Source organism: Paraburkholderia sp. J69-1 (assembly GCF_905220255.1).
In the GTDB taxonomy this organism is placed as follows: Bacteria; Pseudomonadota; Gammaproteobacteria; order Burkholderiales; family Burkholderiaceae; genus Paraburkholderia.
Map to the genome: position 1 here is coordinate 159,837 of NZ_CAJMZG010000003.1, position 15,341 is coordinate 175,177.

The following is a 15,341-nucleotide window of genomic DNA, read 5'->3' on the forward strand; positions in this document are numbered from 1 at the left end:
GCTCCTAGCGGTGTGCGAGGCCGGCTGCGCGCAGGCCTTCGATGCAGATGGCTTCGTCTTCGTCACCGGTGCCGCCGCTCGCGCCGATCGCGCCCACGACCTGCCCGCTAGCCGCGACGATGACCACCGCGCCGGTCTGCGCGATGAACTTGCCGCCGCTCGCGGGCCCGATGGCGTTGAAGAACACCGGGTTGCCGCTCGCGCGTTCGTGCAGCGTGCGCGTATTGACGCCCATGCCGAATGCGGCGGTGGCCTTGCCCTGGGCGATATCCGTGCGAAGTTGCGTGGCGCCGTCTTCGCGTGTCACGAGCTTGACGTGGCCTGCTTCGTCGAGCAACACGAGCGACATCGGCCGCAACCTGTCGCGGCGGGCGGCGCCCAGCGCGGCGGTGGCAATGCGGTTGGCCTGATCCAGCGTCAACGTCTCCATCTTTCCTGTCTCCTGCATGCGTCTAGCGATTCGATCTGTCGATGATCATAATATATACAAAACGTCGATGTCGATAATTTTGTGTATTTACATGGGGAAAACCCCATAGCCTAGCAAGGCAGCAGGAAACATTCGCGGATCGGATATACTTTCTCGCAAACGAAACATTGCAGAGGTGTGAACTTGTCCCGCACAGTGACTTATCCCGCGACACCCGCGGGCGCGGGCGGCGCAAGCGCCGCCACGCTGGCCACGAACCTGTATGACCGCATCCGCGCCGACCTGCTCGACGGCAAGCTCGAACCGGGGCGCAAGCTTCAGATCGAGTTTCTGTGCGACCAGTATCAGGCCGGACAGACGCCCGTGCGAGAAGCGCTCAATCGCCTGACCTCGGACGGCCTGGTGGAGCGGCGCGACCAGCGCGGCTTCGCGGTGGCCGGCATCAGCGCGAGCGATCTGCAGGAAATCACCCGAACGCGCTGCTGGCTGGAGGAAGTCGCGCTGCGCGAGGCGTTCGCAAGCCGCTCGGTCGAGTGGGAAGAGGAAGTCGTGCTGGCCTATCACCGGCTTTCGAAAGTGCCGCGCTCGCTCAGCGACAGCGAGTACAAGGAGAACCCCGAATGGGAGCGCCGTCACCGCGAATTCCATCGCGCGCTGATCGGCGGCTGCCAGTCGCGCTGGCTCATCAACTTCTGCGAGCAACTGGCCGACCAGCTTTATCGCTATCGCCAGCTTTCGGTGCGGCGCGTGTTTCCCAAACGCCATGAAGGCGCCGAACACAAGTCGATGCTCGACGCCGTGGTGGCCGGCGACGCCGCGCTCGCCATCCAGTTGCTGACCACGCACTACCGCCAGACCGCGGACATCATCCTCGCGGACGCCGATCTGTTCCCGCCTTCGCGCTAAGCCGTCCGGCCAGGCGCGCTCCCCGTTTTTCCCCTTCCAGAGCCGTTCCGTGCGCCCTTCGAGGCATACGGAACGCGTTCGCGCGTTTTTCGCCCATCGAATACATAACCTGGTGTTTTCGATAGTTTTGTATATTTTTTGTTGACCAAGCTTCGCTCGTACACAAAACTCTTGTTTCCACAGAGCGCTGCATTTCGACGGCGCCATTCAGGAGACACCGTGAAGCCCCAATCCGCAACCTTCGCCACCACCGCTTTGGTCACGCTGGCCGCCGCCGCGCTCGGCACGCCTTGCGCCCACGCTCAATCGTCGGTCACGCTCTACGGCATCGTCGATACCGCCATCCAGGTCGCCAACACGGGCGGCCAGACCGTCGTGCGCGAAGCGTCCAGTTCCGTCGCGCCTTCGCGCTGGGGTTTCTTCGGCAAGGAGGATCTGGGCGCGGGCTATACCGTCGTCTTCAAGCTGGAAAACGGCTTCAACGTGAATTCGGGCGCGTTGGCCAGCAGCACAGCGCTCTTCAACCGCGAGGCGTGGGTTGGCATCCGCGGTCCGTTCGGGCAGATTCAGGCGGGCAACAACTACACGCCGCTGTTCCTGAGCTACGTGACCTATTCGATCGGCGAACTCAATGCGCTGGCCTGGGGCAACGCCACCAACAATTACGTGTTCGTGCCGGTCGCGCGCACGGCGAACTCGCTGCGTTATGTGTCGCCGGAAATCGCGGGCTTCACGCTGCGCGCGCTCTATGCACGCGGCGCGAACGGATCGGGCGGCGTGCCGGCGTCGCTGGGCGACACGCTTTCGGCTGGCATGAACTTCAAGGCAGGCGCGTTTTCCGCCGATGTCGATTATCTGCAGCAGCGTTTCGCGCCCACCGCCACGCTCACGACCAGCACGCAAGTCGGCACCGGGCGCTATTACCTGATCGGCGCGTCATACGATTTTGGCGCCGTGAAAACCGCCGCGCTTTATCAGATGCACCGCAACGCCACCGGCGTGAGCAGTTCGATTTCGAGCGCCTACGCCACGCCCAATCACGACTTCTACGAAGTGAACGCCTTGATCCGCCATGTTGCGGGCGGTTCGCTGCTGGCGAGCTTCGGCCAGTACTGGCTGCGTTCGGGCGGCGACGGCCACGCGCTCTCGTGGGCCTTGCGCTATGACTATCTGCTGTCGAAACGCACGGGCTTTTATGCGGGCGTGGCGGGCGTGCGCAACCACGGATCGACGGCATTTACCGTGACCGATGCAGCCGGCCCAGGCATCGCCGTGGGCGCGGGCAAAAACATCACGACGGAAATCATCGGTCTGGTGCACAACTTCTGATACGCGGATTAACAGCGATGGCGGATGCCGCGGGCAAGCCGCGCGAATCGGTGCCGCACGCGTGCCGATAGAACGACATCGCGCTGCGCGATAGAAAATCTATCGGCGAAACATCGCAGAGCGAATTTTGAAAAAGCGGTTGCCGTGAGCACTCTGCCCCGCTAATCTTGAGGCGTTCTCACACGCTGCATGGAAGAGATCGTCCTACCGGAACGACGCCGACGGAGCAACCGCCCCGGAAACTCTCAGGCAAAAGGACCACGCAGCCGGAACATCTGGAGAGCGGCGCATCGCAACGATGGCGCCCACCGAAGGGGAGCCTCGCGCGCCGTAAGCACGCAGGCGAAACTCTCAGGTACATGGACAGATGGGGCATCGGCGCCGGTTGCAATCGGCCGGCGATGCCTAATGCGCTTCACGCACTCTGGACCATGTCATGTCACGAATCGCCGTTATCGGCGCCGGCATTACCGGCGTCACCACCGCCTATGCACTCGCACGGCGCGGCCATAGCGTCACCGTTATCGATCGTCACCGCTATGCCGCGATGGAAACGTCGTTTGCGAACGGCGGCCAGCTATCCGCCAGCAATGCGGAAGTCTGGAACAGCCGCGCCACGGTGCTAAAAGGCCTGCGCTGGATGATGCGGCGCGATGCGCCGCTGCTGATGAATCCGCGCCCCAACTGGCATAAATACTCGTGGATTGGCGAGTTTCTGCGCCAGATTCCAAACTACCGCAGCAACACGATCGAAACGGTGCGGCTCGCCATTGCGGCGCGCGAACATCTCTTTTCGATTGCGCAAAGAGAGTCCATCGATTTCGATCACGAACAGCGCGGTATTTTGCACTTCTATGCAACGCAAAAGGAATTCAATGCCGCGACGAAAGTGAATACGCTCTTGCGCGAAGGCGGACTCGACCGGCGCGCCGTCACGCCCGACGAAATCCGCGCTATCGAACCCACGCTTCAGGGCGACTTCTTCGGCGGCTTCTTTACTGAATCCGATTCCACCGGCGATATTCATAAATTCACGCGGGGTCTCGCGCAAGCCTGCGAGCGTCTGGGCGTGGCGTTTCAATATGACACAAGCGTGCAATCGATCGTCGATGCTTCAAGCGGCAAGGTTGAAATCGCTTCCGTGCGCGACGCCTTGCCTTCGACATCCACATTCGACCGCGTCGTGATTTGCGCGGGTGTAGGCAGCCGCGCTCTGGCCGCGCAGGTGGGCGATCACGTCAACGTTTATCCCGTGAAAGGCTATTCGATTACCGTGTGTCTGGACGACGAAGCGAGCCGCGCCTCCGCACCGTGGGTAAGCCTGCTCGACGACGCGGCGAAAATCGTCACGAGCCGGCTGGGCGCGGATCGTTTTCGCATCGCCGGTACGGCAGAAATCAATGGCGCGAATCGCGATATCCGCTCGGATCGCATCGAGCCGCTGGTGCGCTGGGCGCGTGAGCACTTCCCTGCGATCTCGACTTCGCGCGTGATCCCGTGGGCGGGTCTGCGGCCGATGCTGCCCAGCATGCTGCCGAAGGTCGGACGCGGGCGGCAGCGCAACGTCTTCTACAACACGGGGCACGGGCATCTGGGCTGGACGCTTTCGGCGGCTACGGCCGATGCTGTCGCGTCGCTGGTTGACGAAGACGTCGCAGCAACGCGTGCGCCGCTTGTTGCGCAGGCGGCTGCGGCTGGCCGATAAGCGCCCGCAATTCGTCGAGTTCGATGCGCGCCGCTGCGAGGCGGCGCACGAGAGTCTCGTCGGCGGGTGTGATGGGCATGCGCGTTTCGGCGCGCAGGCTTGCGTCGAGCGACATCATCGCCTTGATTGCGCTGGGGTTGGGCGCGGCAAATAGCAACCGTAGAACCGGTTCGAGATGCGCGAATAACTGCGTTGCTTCCTCTGCCTGCCCTGCGTTGAAAAGCTGTTGCACGTGTGCGAGCAGATCGGCACACACGTGGGCGCTCGCCAGAATGCCGCCGGTTGCGCCTGCACGCAGGCAATCGAGAAACGCATCGTCGTTGCCGCACAACATGGCGATGGGTAGCGCGCCGAACGCATCGAAGCGTTCGCGCGCGCATGCCTTGATTGCCTTGATTGCCTTGATATTAGGAATACGTATTAATTCGGAAACTGTCTCCGCAAAAATACCAACCCCAGTTCGATGCGGCACATCGTAAAGCACGATATCGCGCCCGGTGACCTGAGCCGTCTGAGTGAAATGCCAAAGCAGCCCAGCCTGATTCGGGCACAGATACGCCGGCGCACTCACCAGATAGCCGGCCAGATCCCAGACTTCCAGCCGGTGGATTTCATCGACGAAATCTGCCGTGTCGATACCGCCCACGCCTGCGATCACGGGAATACGTCCCGCGACGACTTCGGTAATCGCCTGCATCACCGTGCTGCGTTCGCTGCGGTCCAGCAAGGCCGCCTCGCCGGTCGTCCCCAATGCGACGAGCCCTGCGATTCCGCTATCGACGGATCGCTCCGTCAAGGCTTCGAGCGCGGCCACGTCCACGGTGCCTTCGCGAAACGGTGTCACGAGCGGCAGCCAGATTCCTTTGTACATATCAGTTCGCCTCGCTGTCGTGGCGCGGGCGCAGTGCGCTCACCGTTGCCTCCGGCACGACACCCAGCAGCGTATGCAAGGTGAAGCCGAAATCCTCGGGCGCGATATCGAGCCGGACGATCACCGACTCGCCGCGCTCGCACGTGCGCGTCACATAGACACCTAATGCCGAATGCAGCAGCGCCACCAGATTTGCGCGCGAATCGGCCAGTGTTTTGCCTTCGAGCGCAATATCGAGCCACGCGCGCGGCGCGCGAAACGGCAGAACGGCGGCGCTCGAACGGCGCAGGACAGGAAGCGTCGAAGAAACCGCTACGGAATGAGCGTGTTGCATGCGATTGGGCACGGCAAGCGTGCGTTGTGTCGATGACAAGCAGCGTATCGGGCTTCGCGTAAAGCAGGCGTAAAAATCATGGGCAGCGCCGCAAAGACCGTGAATGCAGGCGCGTGGTAACCTCCTGGCGGCTGGCCGTGCTGGCACCTGTACAGCACAGCCGGCAACGCACCTAGGAGCACAGATGAACCCCGCCAAACCCGCCCGCCCCACGCTTCCGCACAAGCACGACCTCGAAGCCATGTCGGCCTTCCGCTACGACTTGCGTAAATTCCTGCGCGCGTCCGAGGAAATCGCCAATGCCGCCGGCATCACCACGCTCCAATATCAGTTGCTGCTGCATGTCTGCGGCTTCCCGGACCGGCAATGGGCCACCGTGGGCGAACTGGCCGAACGCCTGCAGGCCGCGCCCAACGGCACCGCCGCGCTGGTTTCTCGCTGCGAATCGGCCGGACTCGTGACGCGTAAAACCGATCCCGCCGATCGCCGTCAGGTACAGGTGCATCTCACGCCCAAAGGCGAGTCTTTCCTGCTCGATCTCGCGGCCCAGCACAAGGCGCTGTACGGCGCGTTCCGCTGGGTCTTCGATCAAGCCGCCGAGTAGCACCAGGCCTCGCTTTGCCCGCGCGGCCTGGGTGACGTTAAAATTTATGTCACAATATGCCTTAATCGGCATTTTCCCAGCGCTCTTATGCGAATCCTGACCCTTATCGACCGCCGCGCCATCCTGCGCAGCCAGCGACGCTGGCTCTATTTCGGCATGTTCTGGCTCGGCGCGGTCGTGACGGGTCTCGTCGCGGTGCTCTACGCGCGGCTGATCGACTACGGCTACGACCTGTTCCTGAAGATGACCGCGCACGCCTTCTGGCTGCCGCTGATCGTCACGCCGGCGGTCGCGGCGCTGGGCGTCTGGATAACCCGCCGATGGTTTCCGGGTTCGGAAGGCAGCGGCATTCCGCAGGTCATCGCCACGCTGCATGACGTGCGCACACTCGGCCCGCGTCTGCTGACGCTGCGCATTCTGGTCGGCAAGATCGCGGTTTCATTTCTGGCGATACTCGGCGGCTTCACCATCGGCCGCGAAGGGCCGACGATCCACGTCGGCGCGGCGCTGATGTTCAGCCTGCGGCGTTTCTATCCGGCGCGGCTGCGCAGCATCTATGGCGTCGGGCTCGAACACAAGCTCGCGCTTGCGGGCGCGGCGGCCGGCCTGTCGGCGGCATTCAACGCGCCGCTTGCGGGCGTCGTGTTCGCCATCGAGGAATTGACGCGCAGTTTCGAGCAGCGCACCAGCGGCGTGCTGATTACCGCAATCATCTTTGCAGGCGTCGTTTCGCTCGCGCTGCAAGGCAATTACGTTTATTTCGGCACTATCGCCATCGACGGGCATTTTCCGAATCTGCTCGCGGCGGCCGTCTTGCTCGTGGGCGTGCTGACGGGTGTGGCAGGCGGATTTTTCTGCTGGCTATTGCTCAATACGCCGCGCTGGATGCCGTCGAAACTGCTGACGTTGCGCACGCAACGACCGGTGGTATTCGGCGCCGCCTGCGGGCTCTTTATCGCCGTGATCGGCGTGGCCAGCGGCGGGCATCTGTTCGGCAGCGGCTACGCGGAAGCGCGCAACATGCTCGAAGGACATTCGCAACTCGGTGCGGCTTATCCGCTGCTCAAGATGGCGTCGATGGTGGGTTCGTATCTGCCGGGCACGCCGGGCGGCCTGTTCGCGCCGTCACTGGCGATTGGTGCGGGTATCGGCAATGCCCTGCATATGGTGTTCGGGCAAATGCAATTGCCGATGCTGATCGCGCTCGGCATGGTGGGTTATCTGGCCGCGGTCACACAAAGCCCGATTACGGCGTTTGTCATCGTGATCGAAATGATCAACGGACACGCGCTGGTGCTTTCGCTGATGGCGACCGCGCTGATTTCGAGCCAGGTGTCGAAGATTTTCGCGCCGCCGCTTTACGAGGCGCTGGCGAAGCGCTATATCCGCGCATGAGGACGGTGCAAGCACCGTCCTACTCGCACGCAATTAACGCAGCGCCTTTACATCGCCTGCGGCCACGTTAGCGGCTTGCCCGCCCCACGTCGCGCGCAGATAGTTCGCCAGTTGCGCGAGTTCCTCGTCGCTCAAGGTCGACGCAAACGCCGGCATTGCCTGCATGTTTTCGACGCCCGCGAACTTCTGCGTATCGATACCATCGAGCATCGCCACCAGCAGGTTGTGCGGATCGGCCTGACGCAGCGTGGAATTGCCGTTCATCGCCACCGCAACGTGCGGCTTGCCCTCGCCCGCCAGCCCGTGACAACCCGCGCACACGGCCAGATAGACCGAACGTCCTGCCGCGAGCGCGGCGCCATCGGCTGAGACCGCCGGCAGCGGTTGCGGCGCAGGCGGCGTATCGCCGAGCAGATAGACACCCAGCGCGCGCACATCGTCGTTCGTGAGGTATTGCGTGCTCAGATGCACGACCGGATACATCTCGCCGAACGCCGAGCCTTGCGGCGCGATGCCCACGCTGAAGAAACGCTGCAGATCAGCAGCCGTCCAGCCGCGCGCCGCGAGACCCGCCGGCGTGATGTCCGGTGCAATCACGCGCCCGAGCGCCGCGCCCGAAAGCGGTTTCGCATCCACCAGCTGGCCCGCGAAATTACGCGGCGTATGGCATTCGGCGCAGTGGCCGAGCGCGTTCGCGAGATAGCGTCCGCGTTGCCAGTCCGCCGATTGCCCCGTCGAGGCATCCGGCAACGTATCCTTCAGGAACACCATGTCCCACAACGCCATGCCGAAGCGCAGGTTGTACGGGAACTTGAGGTCGTGCGCGTGGTTCTCGACCGGCGCCGGTTTCACCGTCATCAGGTAGGCGTAGATCGCGTCCGAATCCGCGCGCGTGAGCTGCCGGTACGACGTGTAAGGCATCGACGGATACAGATGCTTGCCGCGTGCATTGCCGTCGTGCAGGGCGCGATAGAAGTCGTCGGCGCTCCAGTTGCCGATGCCGTGTTGCTTGTCCGGCGTGATATTCGAGCCGTAGAACGCGCCATAAGGCGAGGCGATTTTCACGCCGCCCGCGAACGGCGCGCCGTCCTGCGAGGTATGACACGCGGCGCAATCGGCGGCCTTGACCAGATAGCGGCCGTGCGCGACCTGCTCGGGCGTGGGCGTGAAGACGTCGTGCGATGGGGTCGATTCTTCCTGACCGCAGGCCGCCAGCGTGAGCACACTCAGCGCACAGGCTGCCGCCAGCACGCCATGCGCGAATCGATCAACGAGAGCGCGCTTCATGCCGCGTCCTTCACGAGACCGGGCGTGCTCATCACCACGTCCTTGACTGCCTCGTAGTAGCGCACGTAGCCCGTGCAGCGGCACAGATGGCCGTCGAGCGCGCTCATGATGGTGCTTTCGACATCGGCCTTCGCAACCGGCTCACGCTTGAGGCGTTCGATCAGCACCGTTGCGGCGTTGACGAAGCCCGGCGTGCAGTAGCCGCACTGGAAGCTGAAGTGTTCGAGAAACTTCTGCTGCACCGGCGAAAGCTCGACCACTTCGCCCGCTTCGTTGCGCTTCGCGTGGCCTTCGATCGTGCGAATCTTGCGGCCATTGAAGAAGTGCGCGCCGGTGATGCAGGTGCGCATTTCCTCGCTCGTACCGTCGGGTTGATCGACGATCACCACGCAGGCGTGGCACACGCCCTGCCCGCAGCCCAGACGCGAGCCCGTGAGGCCCGCGTACTCGTGCAGGAACTCGATCATCATGAGACCTTCGGGCACCTGCATCGGGCCGACGGCTTTATCGTTGATCGTCAGTGCAAGCGCCTTCGGCTTGTATTGCACGAGCGGACGCTCGACCGGCGCCGCCGGCTGAGCGGGCACGGCCGAAGCCGCGGTGGCGGACGCCGCGGCGGCGCTGGCGCTCACCGCGGAAGCAGCGGATTGGGCCTGCGTCATGCGAGCACCTCCTGAATGTTTTGCGGGGTCACCGGCAGATCGGTAAAACGATGGCCGATGGCGTGCGCGATGCCGTTTACGATCGCGCCAACCACGGGAATCATCACCACTTCGGCGATGCCCTTGGGCGGATCGGTATCGGACAGCGGCGCGAGCACTTCGCCGGTCTGCGACCAGACGGCCACGTCCGATGCGCGCGGCAACTGATAACGGTTGAAGTTCCAGGTGCCGTTGCCGGGGCCGTCCTCGTAAAGCGGCAGATATTCGTGCAGCGCGTGGCCGATGCCCATCGCCAGACCGCCTTGCAACTGGCCAGAAACCAGTTGCGGCGAGATCTGGTTACCGCACTCCATGATCGAGTGATGCGTGAGCAGTTCGACCTTGCCGCTGGCTTCGTGCACCGCGAGTTCGACCAGCGTGCCGACCGCGCTGTAGTAAGTCACGGCCGCGTTATTGCGGCTCATCGGCGGAATGAAAACGCGCTTGCGGTCCAGCACACGGTAACCGTTTGCCGTCACCGGCAACGTTGCGGGCGCAACGGTTTTGTTACTGGCTGCGCTGTTATCGCCCTTACCGTAACGCAGCGACAACGCATCGATCGGCATGCGCTCGATCGTGCCGCCCATATCGAACTCGGCTTCGGCCCATTGCCAGCGGTTGAACACGTGCACGGCCGCGCCCGTCGGCAAGCCCATCGTATGCGCCTGCTTTGCAAGGCGTTCGAGCGGCAGCGGTTCGAGCCCGGCTGCGGTGAGCTTGCCGTCCACCCAGCGCGCGTCTTCGATACGCACCACCAGCGGCGCCGCCTGGCCGCCGCCGATGCCCTGCCCCCAGATCGCCATCGCCGCCGGCCACAGGCCGAAGCGGAACAGCACGCGCGCCGCTTCGCGCGTGCTATGCGTGAAGTAGAACGCCGAATTCGTTGCGCTCGACGGCGAAGCGATATTGGGCGTCCAGCGCGGATTCGCACTGGCCTTGTCCTGATCGGCCTGGCTCATCATATAAGGATCGCCGCTCGTGACGACCGGCAGATCGGGCCAGTCCGTCACGGCCACGCGAATATCCGCTGCGGGCTTGCCAAGCCACTTCGCCACCGCCACGGCCTGCGAAGTCGACATCCCCGTGCCGATTTCCGCGCCCGTATGCTGCAAAGCGATATTGCCGTTTTCGTCGAATTCGACTTTCGCAAGCGATGCTTCGGAGCCCGTACCAAAGTCTTTTTGCACGCAGGCAAAACCCACGCCATAGCGCTTGCCCGGATTCGCCGCTTCGTACTCGGTCTTGCGTTTCGCGCGACCGGTCCAGAGCGGATGCACCTTCGCACGTTCGAGCACATCGTCCACGCGGATCGCACCGGCGGGAATCGCGCCCTGCGTGTTTTTCATGCCGGAACGCAGCGCATTTTTAATGCGGAAATCGATCGGATCGACGCCCAGTTGCGCGGCGATTTCATCGACGGCCATTTCGGTTGCGGCCATGCTTTGCAGCGTGCCGTAGCCGCGGGCGGAACCCGCGTCGATGGCGCGCGACGCAATCGCCACGGCCGCGAAGTCGTTCTTCGGGAAGTAATAGATCGATTGCGCGGCCGTCGCGCCCACCATCGCCACCGAAGGCGAAAAGTTGCAGCGACCGCCGCCGTTGGCCTCGAAATCGCCCTTGAACGATTGAAGCAGCCCAGTCTTGCGATCGACGGCAATGCGGTAATGCATCTTGAACGCGTGGCGCTTGATCGACGTCTGGAACTGCTCGTAGCGGTCGTTCGCGAAGCGCACCGGGCGGCCTTCGCCATAAAGCGCCGCCACGAGGCCATAGAACGGCACGTTGTAGTGATCCTTCGAGCCGTAGCCCACCGTGTAGCACGGATGCAGAAACAACTGCTTCACCGGGTACGCGCACTTCGCAACCATGCCCGCGGCCGCATCCGCCACTTCGAGCGGCGACTGCGTGGGCACGACCATATGCAGCGACTGCGTGGCGGCGTCGTACCAGCCGTTCGCGTTGTCCGGTTCCAGCGCGGCGGTGTCGATCGACTGGGTGTTGTACTCGCGATCGAACACCAGCCAGTCGCCCGACGGATGATCGAGTTCATCGGCGATACGACCGGCGTGGAACATGCCCTGCTCGTCGAGCTTGCCGTGCTCGTTGCCGTCCGGCCAGACCGGCGCGTGCTTGCGCATCATGCTCGGGAAAATCGGCGCGTCCTTGAGGCTCGAATAGACATCGTCGTCATAGGGCGTCTTGCCGCCCACGCGCACGAAGCGGAACGTGCCCCACGGATCGCGTTCGAGCGAGCCGGTCTGCGCGCCGTAGCGGATCACATCGTCGCGGAACTTGAGCGCATTCTTCGCAAAGCGAAAGCGCGCGAAATCGTGATAGATCAGGATCGCAACCGCCTGGCCCAGATAGGCGGGCGTCTTGCCCGCGGGCAGCAGCATGTCGTCGCCGTAGAAGGCGGGGAACGCCAGGCCATCGCGCGCGAGATCGTCGGCGGTGACAACGCGGTCGGGCTTGAGATCGTCGCCGAGCAGGCTCAGGTCGAAGCCTTCGTAGAGGCGGTCGGCCTGGGTCGTGCGCAGAATCAGCGCGTGCGACTGCTGTTGCGGCCAATGGGGCATGTCGGCGGCGCGAACGTCACGCGCGAAGACTTTCGAGCCCGTGACTTTGGCGATACCGTCGATACGGAACTTGGGTGCGCCGGTAGCGGCATCCCATTTGACCGGTGTGAGGAGTTTTTCTTCGAACAGGGCAGCGAATGCGCGGCTGCCGAACGGCGCCACATATACCGCCACGCCCGCCAGCATGCTGGCTTTGAGAAAACCCCGCCGTGACAGGCCGTGGTTTTTCATGAGGGGACCTCCAGGTGCGTGCGCGACTCACAAGGGCGACAGAGTGTCGCGGCTTGCTAAGCGGCCCGCATTCTGGCATCGAGGCTCATACGATCCCATAGCGATCCTCGCATAGACAACTTACTGGGGCCGTTATAAGCCCGTCTGGCTGGGCTTACGGCGATTGGCCGCGGTTTCGCGGCTGCACGAAACAGTGACGCAGATCAATATTCTGCGCCGATTTGGCCTTGGTGCATGCGAATTGGGAAACCGATCGAAAAACTGGGTTGCGTGCGCATTCGACGTTTATTTCTCATAGGAAACACGCAGCATGTCGAGGACTTGCGCGCAAGCCAGACTTTCTCGCCGGGAAAGGAGGCTTGAGTCATCCGCAATTTTCGCGCTGGGGAAAATCGCCGACACTGGTATTAGGCGCCTAAAGTCACACGATCCGTCAAAGGACCCATGCGGCAGCGCGCAAACCGCCGGCCTTGAAGAGCCGCGGCATACCTATACCAGGAGACATGATGAACAGCCAACCACTGAATCTGGGCGGCCATGCCCCGGGCGAGGCCTCCGGCACCGCAGCCTCCGGCAGCGCACTGCCCGGCCGTGCACCGCAGTCCACCACGCTCGGCGCCTTTATGGACGAGATGCCCGTTGGTGCACTGCACCGTTTCGTCGTGTGGGTCGTCGGCATCGGCCTGTTCTTCGACATGTACGAGATCTTTCTCGTCAGCTCGATCGGGTCCGCGCTGCAAAACGAATACGGTCTCGACGGTCACAGCACCGATTTCAAGCTGCTGCTGGCATCCGCTTTTATCGGCATGTTCTTTGGTTCGCTGCTGCTGGGCAGTCTCGCCGACCGCATCGGGCGACGCCGAGCGTTTCTGCTCACGCTCGTCTGGTACAGCCTGTTTTCGCTGCTGGGCGCGTTCTCGATCAATGCCGGCATGCTGGTGATCTGTCGCTTTCTCACCGGTGTCGGCGTGGGCGCGATCTATCCGGTGGCGGACAGCTACCTCTCCGAAATCCTGCCGAAAGACCGGCGCGGCCGTCTTGCCGCCTGGGCCTACACCACCTCGTATATCGCGGTGCCGCTGGTGGGCTTTCTGGCGGTATGGCTCAATCCGCTGCATTACGACGGCATCGCGGGATGGCGCGTGATTCTTGCGATCGGCAGCCTGGGCGCGGTGTTCGTGCTGGCCGTCAAGCATCGTTTGCCGGAAAGCCCGCGCTGGCTGCTCGCGCAAGGCCGTGTGCAGGAAGCCCACAGCACGCTGCGCCGTTTCGCCGATAGCGCCGGGGTGGCCATGCCCACGAACTTCGCAGAAACCGGCGAGCGCAAGCATCCGCTGAGTCTGCGCGAACGCATTGCGCTGCTCGGCAAGGCGCCTTACGACAAGCGTTATGTGATGCTGGTGATCTTCCACCTGTTTCAGGGCTTCGGCTATTACGGCTTCGGCACGCTTGCGGGTGTGGTAGTGAAAAGTCGCGGTTTCGACGTAACCGGCAGCACGCTGTTCGTGGCGCTCTCGTTCCTCGGTTATCCGCTCGGCTCGCTGCTTTCCGTGCCGCTGCTGAACTGGATCGAGCGGCGCACGCTGGTGATCGCCTCGCTGGTCACGATTGCGTTGTTCGGTCTGGGTTTTGCCTATTCCGATAACATCGCCATGATTATCTGCTTCGGTGTGCTGACGACCTGCGCTTCGAATGTCTTCAGCAACGCATACCACGTCTATCAAGCCGAGATTTTCCCCGCGAGCGTGCGTTCGACGGCAATCGGCAGCACGTATTCGCTTTCGCGCATCGTCAGCAGCGCCCTGCCCTTTATCCTGCTGCCCGTGCTGACCCAACACGGTCCGCTTGCCATGTTTGGCGTGATTTCGGGCGCGCTGGCGATTGTTGCCATCACGCTGCGTGTGCTCGGACCGCTCACGACGCGCCGTAGTCAGGACGAAATCAATCCGGTTTGATCGATCACAAACCTGACTCCACGCCATCACTCTTTTCGCGCGTTTACTCCATTAGCAAAAACCATTAAGAGAAACGCGCGTTACGCGTCACTTGCAACAACGCGATGATGCCGATCTGGAACGCAATCAATTCCAGATCTTCTAGCGGGATGCCATTACAAAAAATTACATGACAAGAAAATGAATGGCATCCCCGCTAAATTTCCGGCAACAACACAAATACGTACATCCGCTTATCTCGCGCGCATAAGCTGACATAACAATCTGTCAGCGCGAATTCGAATTAATCAATTCGGATTCCGACATAAACATCGCGCAGCACTCGCTACAAGAACATCCCCACCCTCACCTATCATTCTTGAGAGGGTACTTTCGCGAAGAAAGTCTCCTATATTCCGCTTGGCGCGACGGATGAATTCTTTATCTAGCGCGTACTTTCCCAGGACCGAACCGGAAAGTAGATTTCGTATTGTCTCGATGTAATTGACGTAAATTCAACTCCAGTTCCATCAGGACCGGAGACTCACTTCTTATATTTTTAAAACGTGGGGGAATGATGGCTACGATCTATGTGAATGTGCTTGTCAATGTCGCCAAGGCAATTGCTGAAAACAATCTGGCGAAATATGTTTTTATGGTCGATTCGACTGGCTATAGCGGCGACGGCTCGGAAGGGACCAACGAATTGCGCACCAAGTGCCAAAACGGCGATACGATCGTGTGGTCGGCTGTTTCCATCAACCCTGGCGAATCCATTTCCATTCTTGCGTTTAACGGCCAGGCCATTCCCAATATGGTCAATCCGCAAAGGTATCCGCAATACGACGGAATGGTTTGGGGCGGCCGCGTCAACAGCGCGGGAAACAACGTCCAATATACGATTACCATGCTGCTGGAAGATAACGCTCATATGACGTTTGATCCGTTTATTACGGCAACCAATCCGACGCTCAATGAACGTTAAATAGCCGCCGTGCACAAACGATTCCAGCCTGTTTCCAGCACCGCAGACTGACT

13 protein-coding genes and 1 riboswitch are annotated in these 15,341 nt (G+C 62.1%); of the genes, 7 read left to right on the top strand and 6 right to left on the bottom strand.

Going from position 1 to position 15,341, the window contains the following annotated elements:
* Window positions 1-4: 4 nt before the first annotated feature.
* On the bottom strand, window positions 5-430 hold the full coding sequence (locus tag U5A67_RS06440; protein WP_321813431.1) for a GlcG/HbpS family heme-binding protein: 426 nt from the start codon (window positions 428-430) through the stop codon (window positions 5-7).
* Between the two features lie 177 nt (window positions 431-607).
* On the opposite strand from U5A67_RS06440, the gene U5A67_RS06445 reads away from it, so the two are divergent.
* The 3 genes from U5A67_RS06445 to U5A67_RS06455 all read left to right on the top strand — a co-directional run bounded on the left by U5A67_RS06445 (window position 608) and on the right by U5A67_RS06455 (window position 4,370).
* Window positions 608-1,336, top strand: coding sequence for a GntR family transcriptional regulator (locus U5A67_RS06445; protein WP_205982807.1), 729 nt, complete (start codon window positions 608-610; stop codon window positions 1,334-1,336).
* 219 nt (window positions 1,337-1,555) lie between these two features.
* Window positions 1,556-2,665 carry a porin gene (locus U5A67_RS06450; RefSeq protein ID WP_321813432.1) on the top strand — a complete coding sequence of 370 codons (1,110 nt, stop codon included), beginning with the start codon at window positions 1,556-1,558 and terminating at the stop codon, window positions 2,663-2,665.
* A gap of 180 nt (window positions 2,666-2,845) precedes the next feature.
* Window positions 2,846-2,936, top strand: a riboswitch (glycine riboswitch).
* A gap of 165 nt (window positions 2,937-3,101) precedes the next feature.
* Window positions 3,102-4,370, top strand: coding sequence for a D-amino acid dehydrogenase (locus tag U5A67_RS06455; RefSeq protein ID WP_321813433.1), 1,269 nt, complete (start codon window positions 3,102-3,104; stop codon window positions 4,368-4,370).
* On the opposite strand, the gene U5A67_RS06460 is transcribed toward U5A67_RS06455, so the two are convergent.
* Complete coding sequence (locus U5A67_RS06460; RefSeq protein WP_321813434.1) at window positions 4,279-5,241, bottom strand: 4-hydroxy-tetrahydrodipicolinate synthase; 963 nt, start codon at window positions 5,239-5,241, stop codon at window positions 4,279-4,281. The two genes, U5A67_RS06455 and U5A67_RS06460, sit on opposite strands and share 92 nt — an antisense overlap.
* A gap of 1 nt (window position 5,242) precedes the next feature.
* A complete protein-coding gene (locus U5A67_RS06465; RefSeq protein WP_321813435.1) occupies window positions 5,243-5,614 on the bottom strand; it encodes a hypothetical protein in 372 nt (123 codons plus the stop codon).
* Between the two features lie 145 nt (window positions 5,615-5,759).
* On the opposite strand from U5A67_RS06465, the gene U5A67_RS06470 reads away from it, so the two are divergent.
* Both U5A67_RS06470 and U5A67_RS06475 read left to right on the top strand, forming a co-directional pair.
* Window positions 5,760-6,179 (top strand): MarR family winged helix-turn-helix transcriptional regulator, encoded by a 420-nt coding sequence (locus U5A67_RS06470; RefSeq protein ID WP_205982811.1) that lies wholly within the window; start codon window positions 5,760-5,762, stop codon window positions 6,177-6,179.
* Between the two features lie 87 nt (window positions 6,180-6,266).
* Complete coding sequence (locus U5A67_RS06475; protein ID WP_205982812.1) at window positions 6,267-7,574, top strand: chloride channel protein; 1,308 nt, start codon at window positions 6,267-6,269, stop codon at window positions 7,572-7,574.
* Window positions 7,575-7,607: 33 nt separating this feature from the next.
* On the opposite strand, the gene U5A67_RS06480 is transcribed toward U5A67_RS06475, so the two are convergent.
* Genes U5A67_RS06480 through U5A67_RS06490 form a run of 3 tightly spaced genes read right to left on the bottom strand, consistent with a single transcriptional unit; the run spans window position 7,608 to window position 12,369 of the window.
* Window positions 7,608-8,861 (bottom strand): cytochrome c, encoded by a 1,254-nt coding sequence (locus tag U5A67_RS06480; RefSeq protein ID WP_321813436.1) that lies wholly within the window; start codon window positions 8,859-8,861, stop codon window positions 7,608-7,610.
* The gene (locus tag U5A67_RS06485; RefSeq protein ID WP_205982814.1) at window positions 8,858-9,523 is read right to left on the bottom strand and encodes a (2Fe-2S)-binding protein; all 666 of its coding nucleotides are present in this window, start codon (window positions 9,521-9,523) and stop codon (window positions 8,858-8,860) included. The genes U5A67_RS06480 and U5A67_RS06485 overlap by 4 nt, the downstream gene beginning before the upstream one ends.
* Window positions 9,520-12,369 carry a xanthine dehydrogenase family protein molybdopterin-binding subunit gene (locus U5A67_RS06490; protein WP_321813437.1) on the bottom strand — a complete coding sequence of 950 codons (2,850 nt, stop codon included), beginning with the start codon at window positions 12,367-12,369 and terminating at the stop codon, window positions 9,520-9,522. Before U5A67_RS06490 ends, U5A67_RS06485 begins: the two co-directional genes overlap by 4 nt.
* Window positions 12,370-12,875: 506 nt before the next feature.
* On the opposite strand from U5A67_RS06490, the gene U5A67_RS06495 reads away from it, so the two are divergent.
* Window positions 12,876-14,324 (top strand): MFS transporter, encoded by a 1,449-nt coding sequence (locus U5A67_RS06495; protein ID WP_321813438.1) that lies wholly within the window; start codon window positions 12,876-12,878, stop codon window positions 14,322-14,324.
* A gap of 553 nt (window positions 14,325-14,877) precedes the next feature.
* Window positions 14,878-15,288 carry a hypothetical protein gene (locus U5A67_RS06500; RefSeq protein WP_321959684.1) on the top strand — a complete coding sequence of 137 codons (411 nt, stop codon included), beginning with the start codon at window positions 14,878-14,880 and terminating at the stop codon, window positions 15,286-15,288.
* Window positions 15,289-15,341 lie beyond the last annotated feature (53 nt).

Bases quoted from the DNA above. Each gene is read 5' to 3' on its own strand.
- U5A67_RS06500 (WP_321959684.1), top strand. From the start codon at position 14,878: ATGATGGCTACGATCTATGTGAATGTGCTTGTCAATGTCGCCAAGGCA.
- U5A67_RS06485 (WP_205982814.1), bottom strand. From the start codon at position 9,523: ATGACGCAGGCCCAATCCGCTGCTTCCGCGGTGAGCGCCAGCGCCGCC.
- U5A67_RS06475 (WP_205982812.1), top strand. From the start codon at position 6,267: ATGCGAATCCTGACCCTTATCGACCGCCGCGCCATCCTGCGCAGCCAG.
- U5A67_RS06455 (WP_321813433.1), top strand. From the start codon at position 3,102: ATGTCACGAATCGCCGTTATCGGCGCCGGCATTACCGGCGTCACCACC.
- U5A67_RS06460 (WP_321813434.1), bottom strand. From the start codon at position 5,241: ATGTACAAAGGAATCTGGCTGCCGCTCGTGACACCGTTTCGCGAAGGC.
- U5A67_RS06470 (WP_205982811.1), top strand. From the start codon at position 5,760: ATGAACCCCGCCAAACCCGCCCGCCCCACGCTTCCGCACAAGCACGAC.
- U5A67_RS06490 (WP_321813437.1), bottom strand. From the start codon at position 12,369: ATGAAAAACCACGGCCTGTCACGGCGGGGTTTTCTCAAAGCCAGCATG.
- U5A67_RS06495 (WP_321813438.1), top strand. From the start codon at position 12,876: ATGAACAGCCAACCACTGAATCTGGGCGGCCATGCCCCGGGCGAGGCC.
- U5A67_RS06480 (WP_321813436.1), bottom strand. From the start codon at position 8,861: ATGAAGCGCGCTCTCGTTGATCGATTCGCGCATGGCGTGCTGGCGGCA.
- U5A67_RS06440 (WP_321813431.1), bottom strand. From the start codon at position 430: ATGGAGACGTTGACGCTGGATCAGGCCAACCGCATTGCCACCGCCGCG.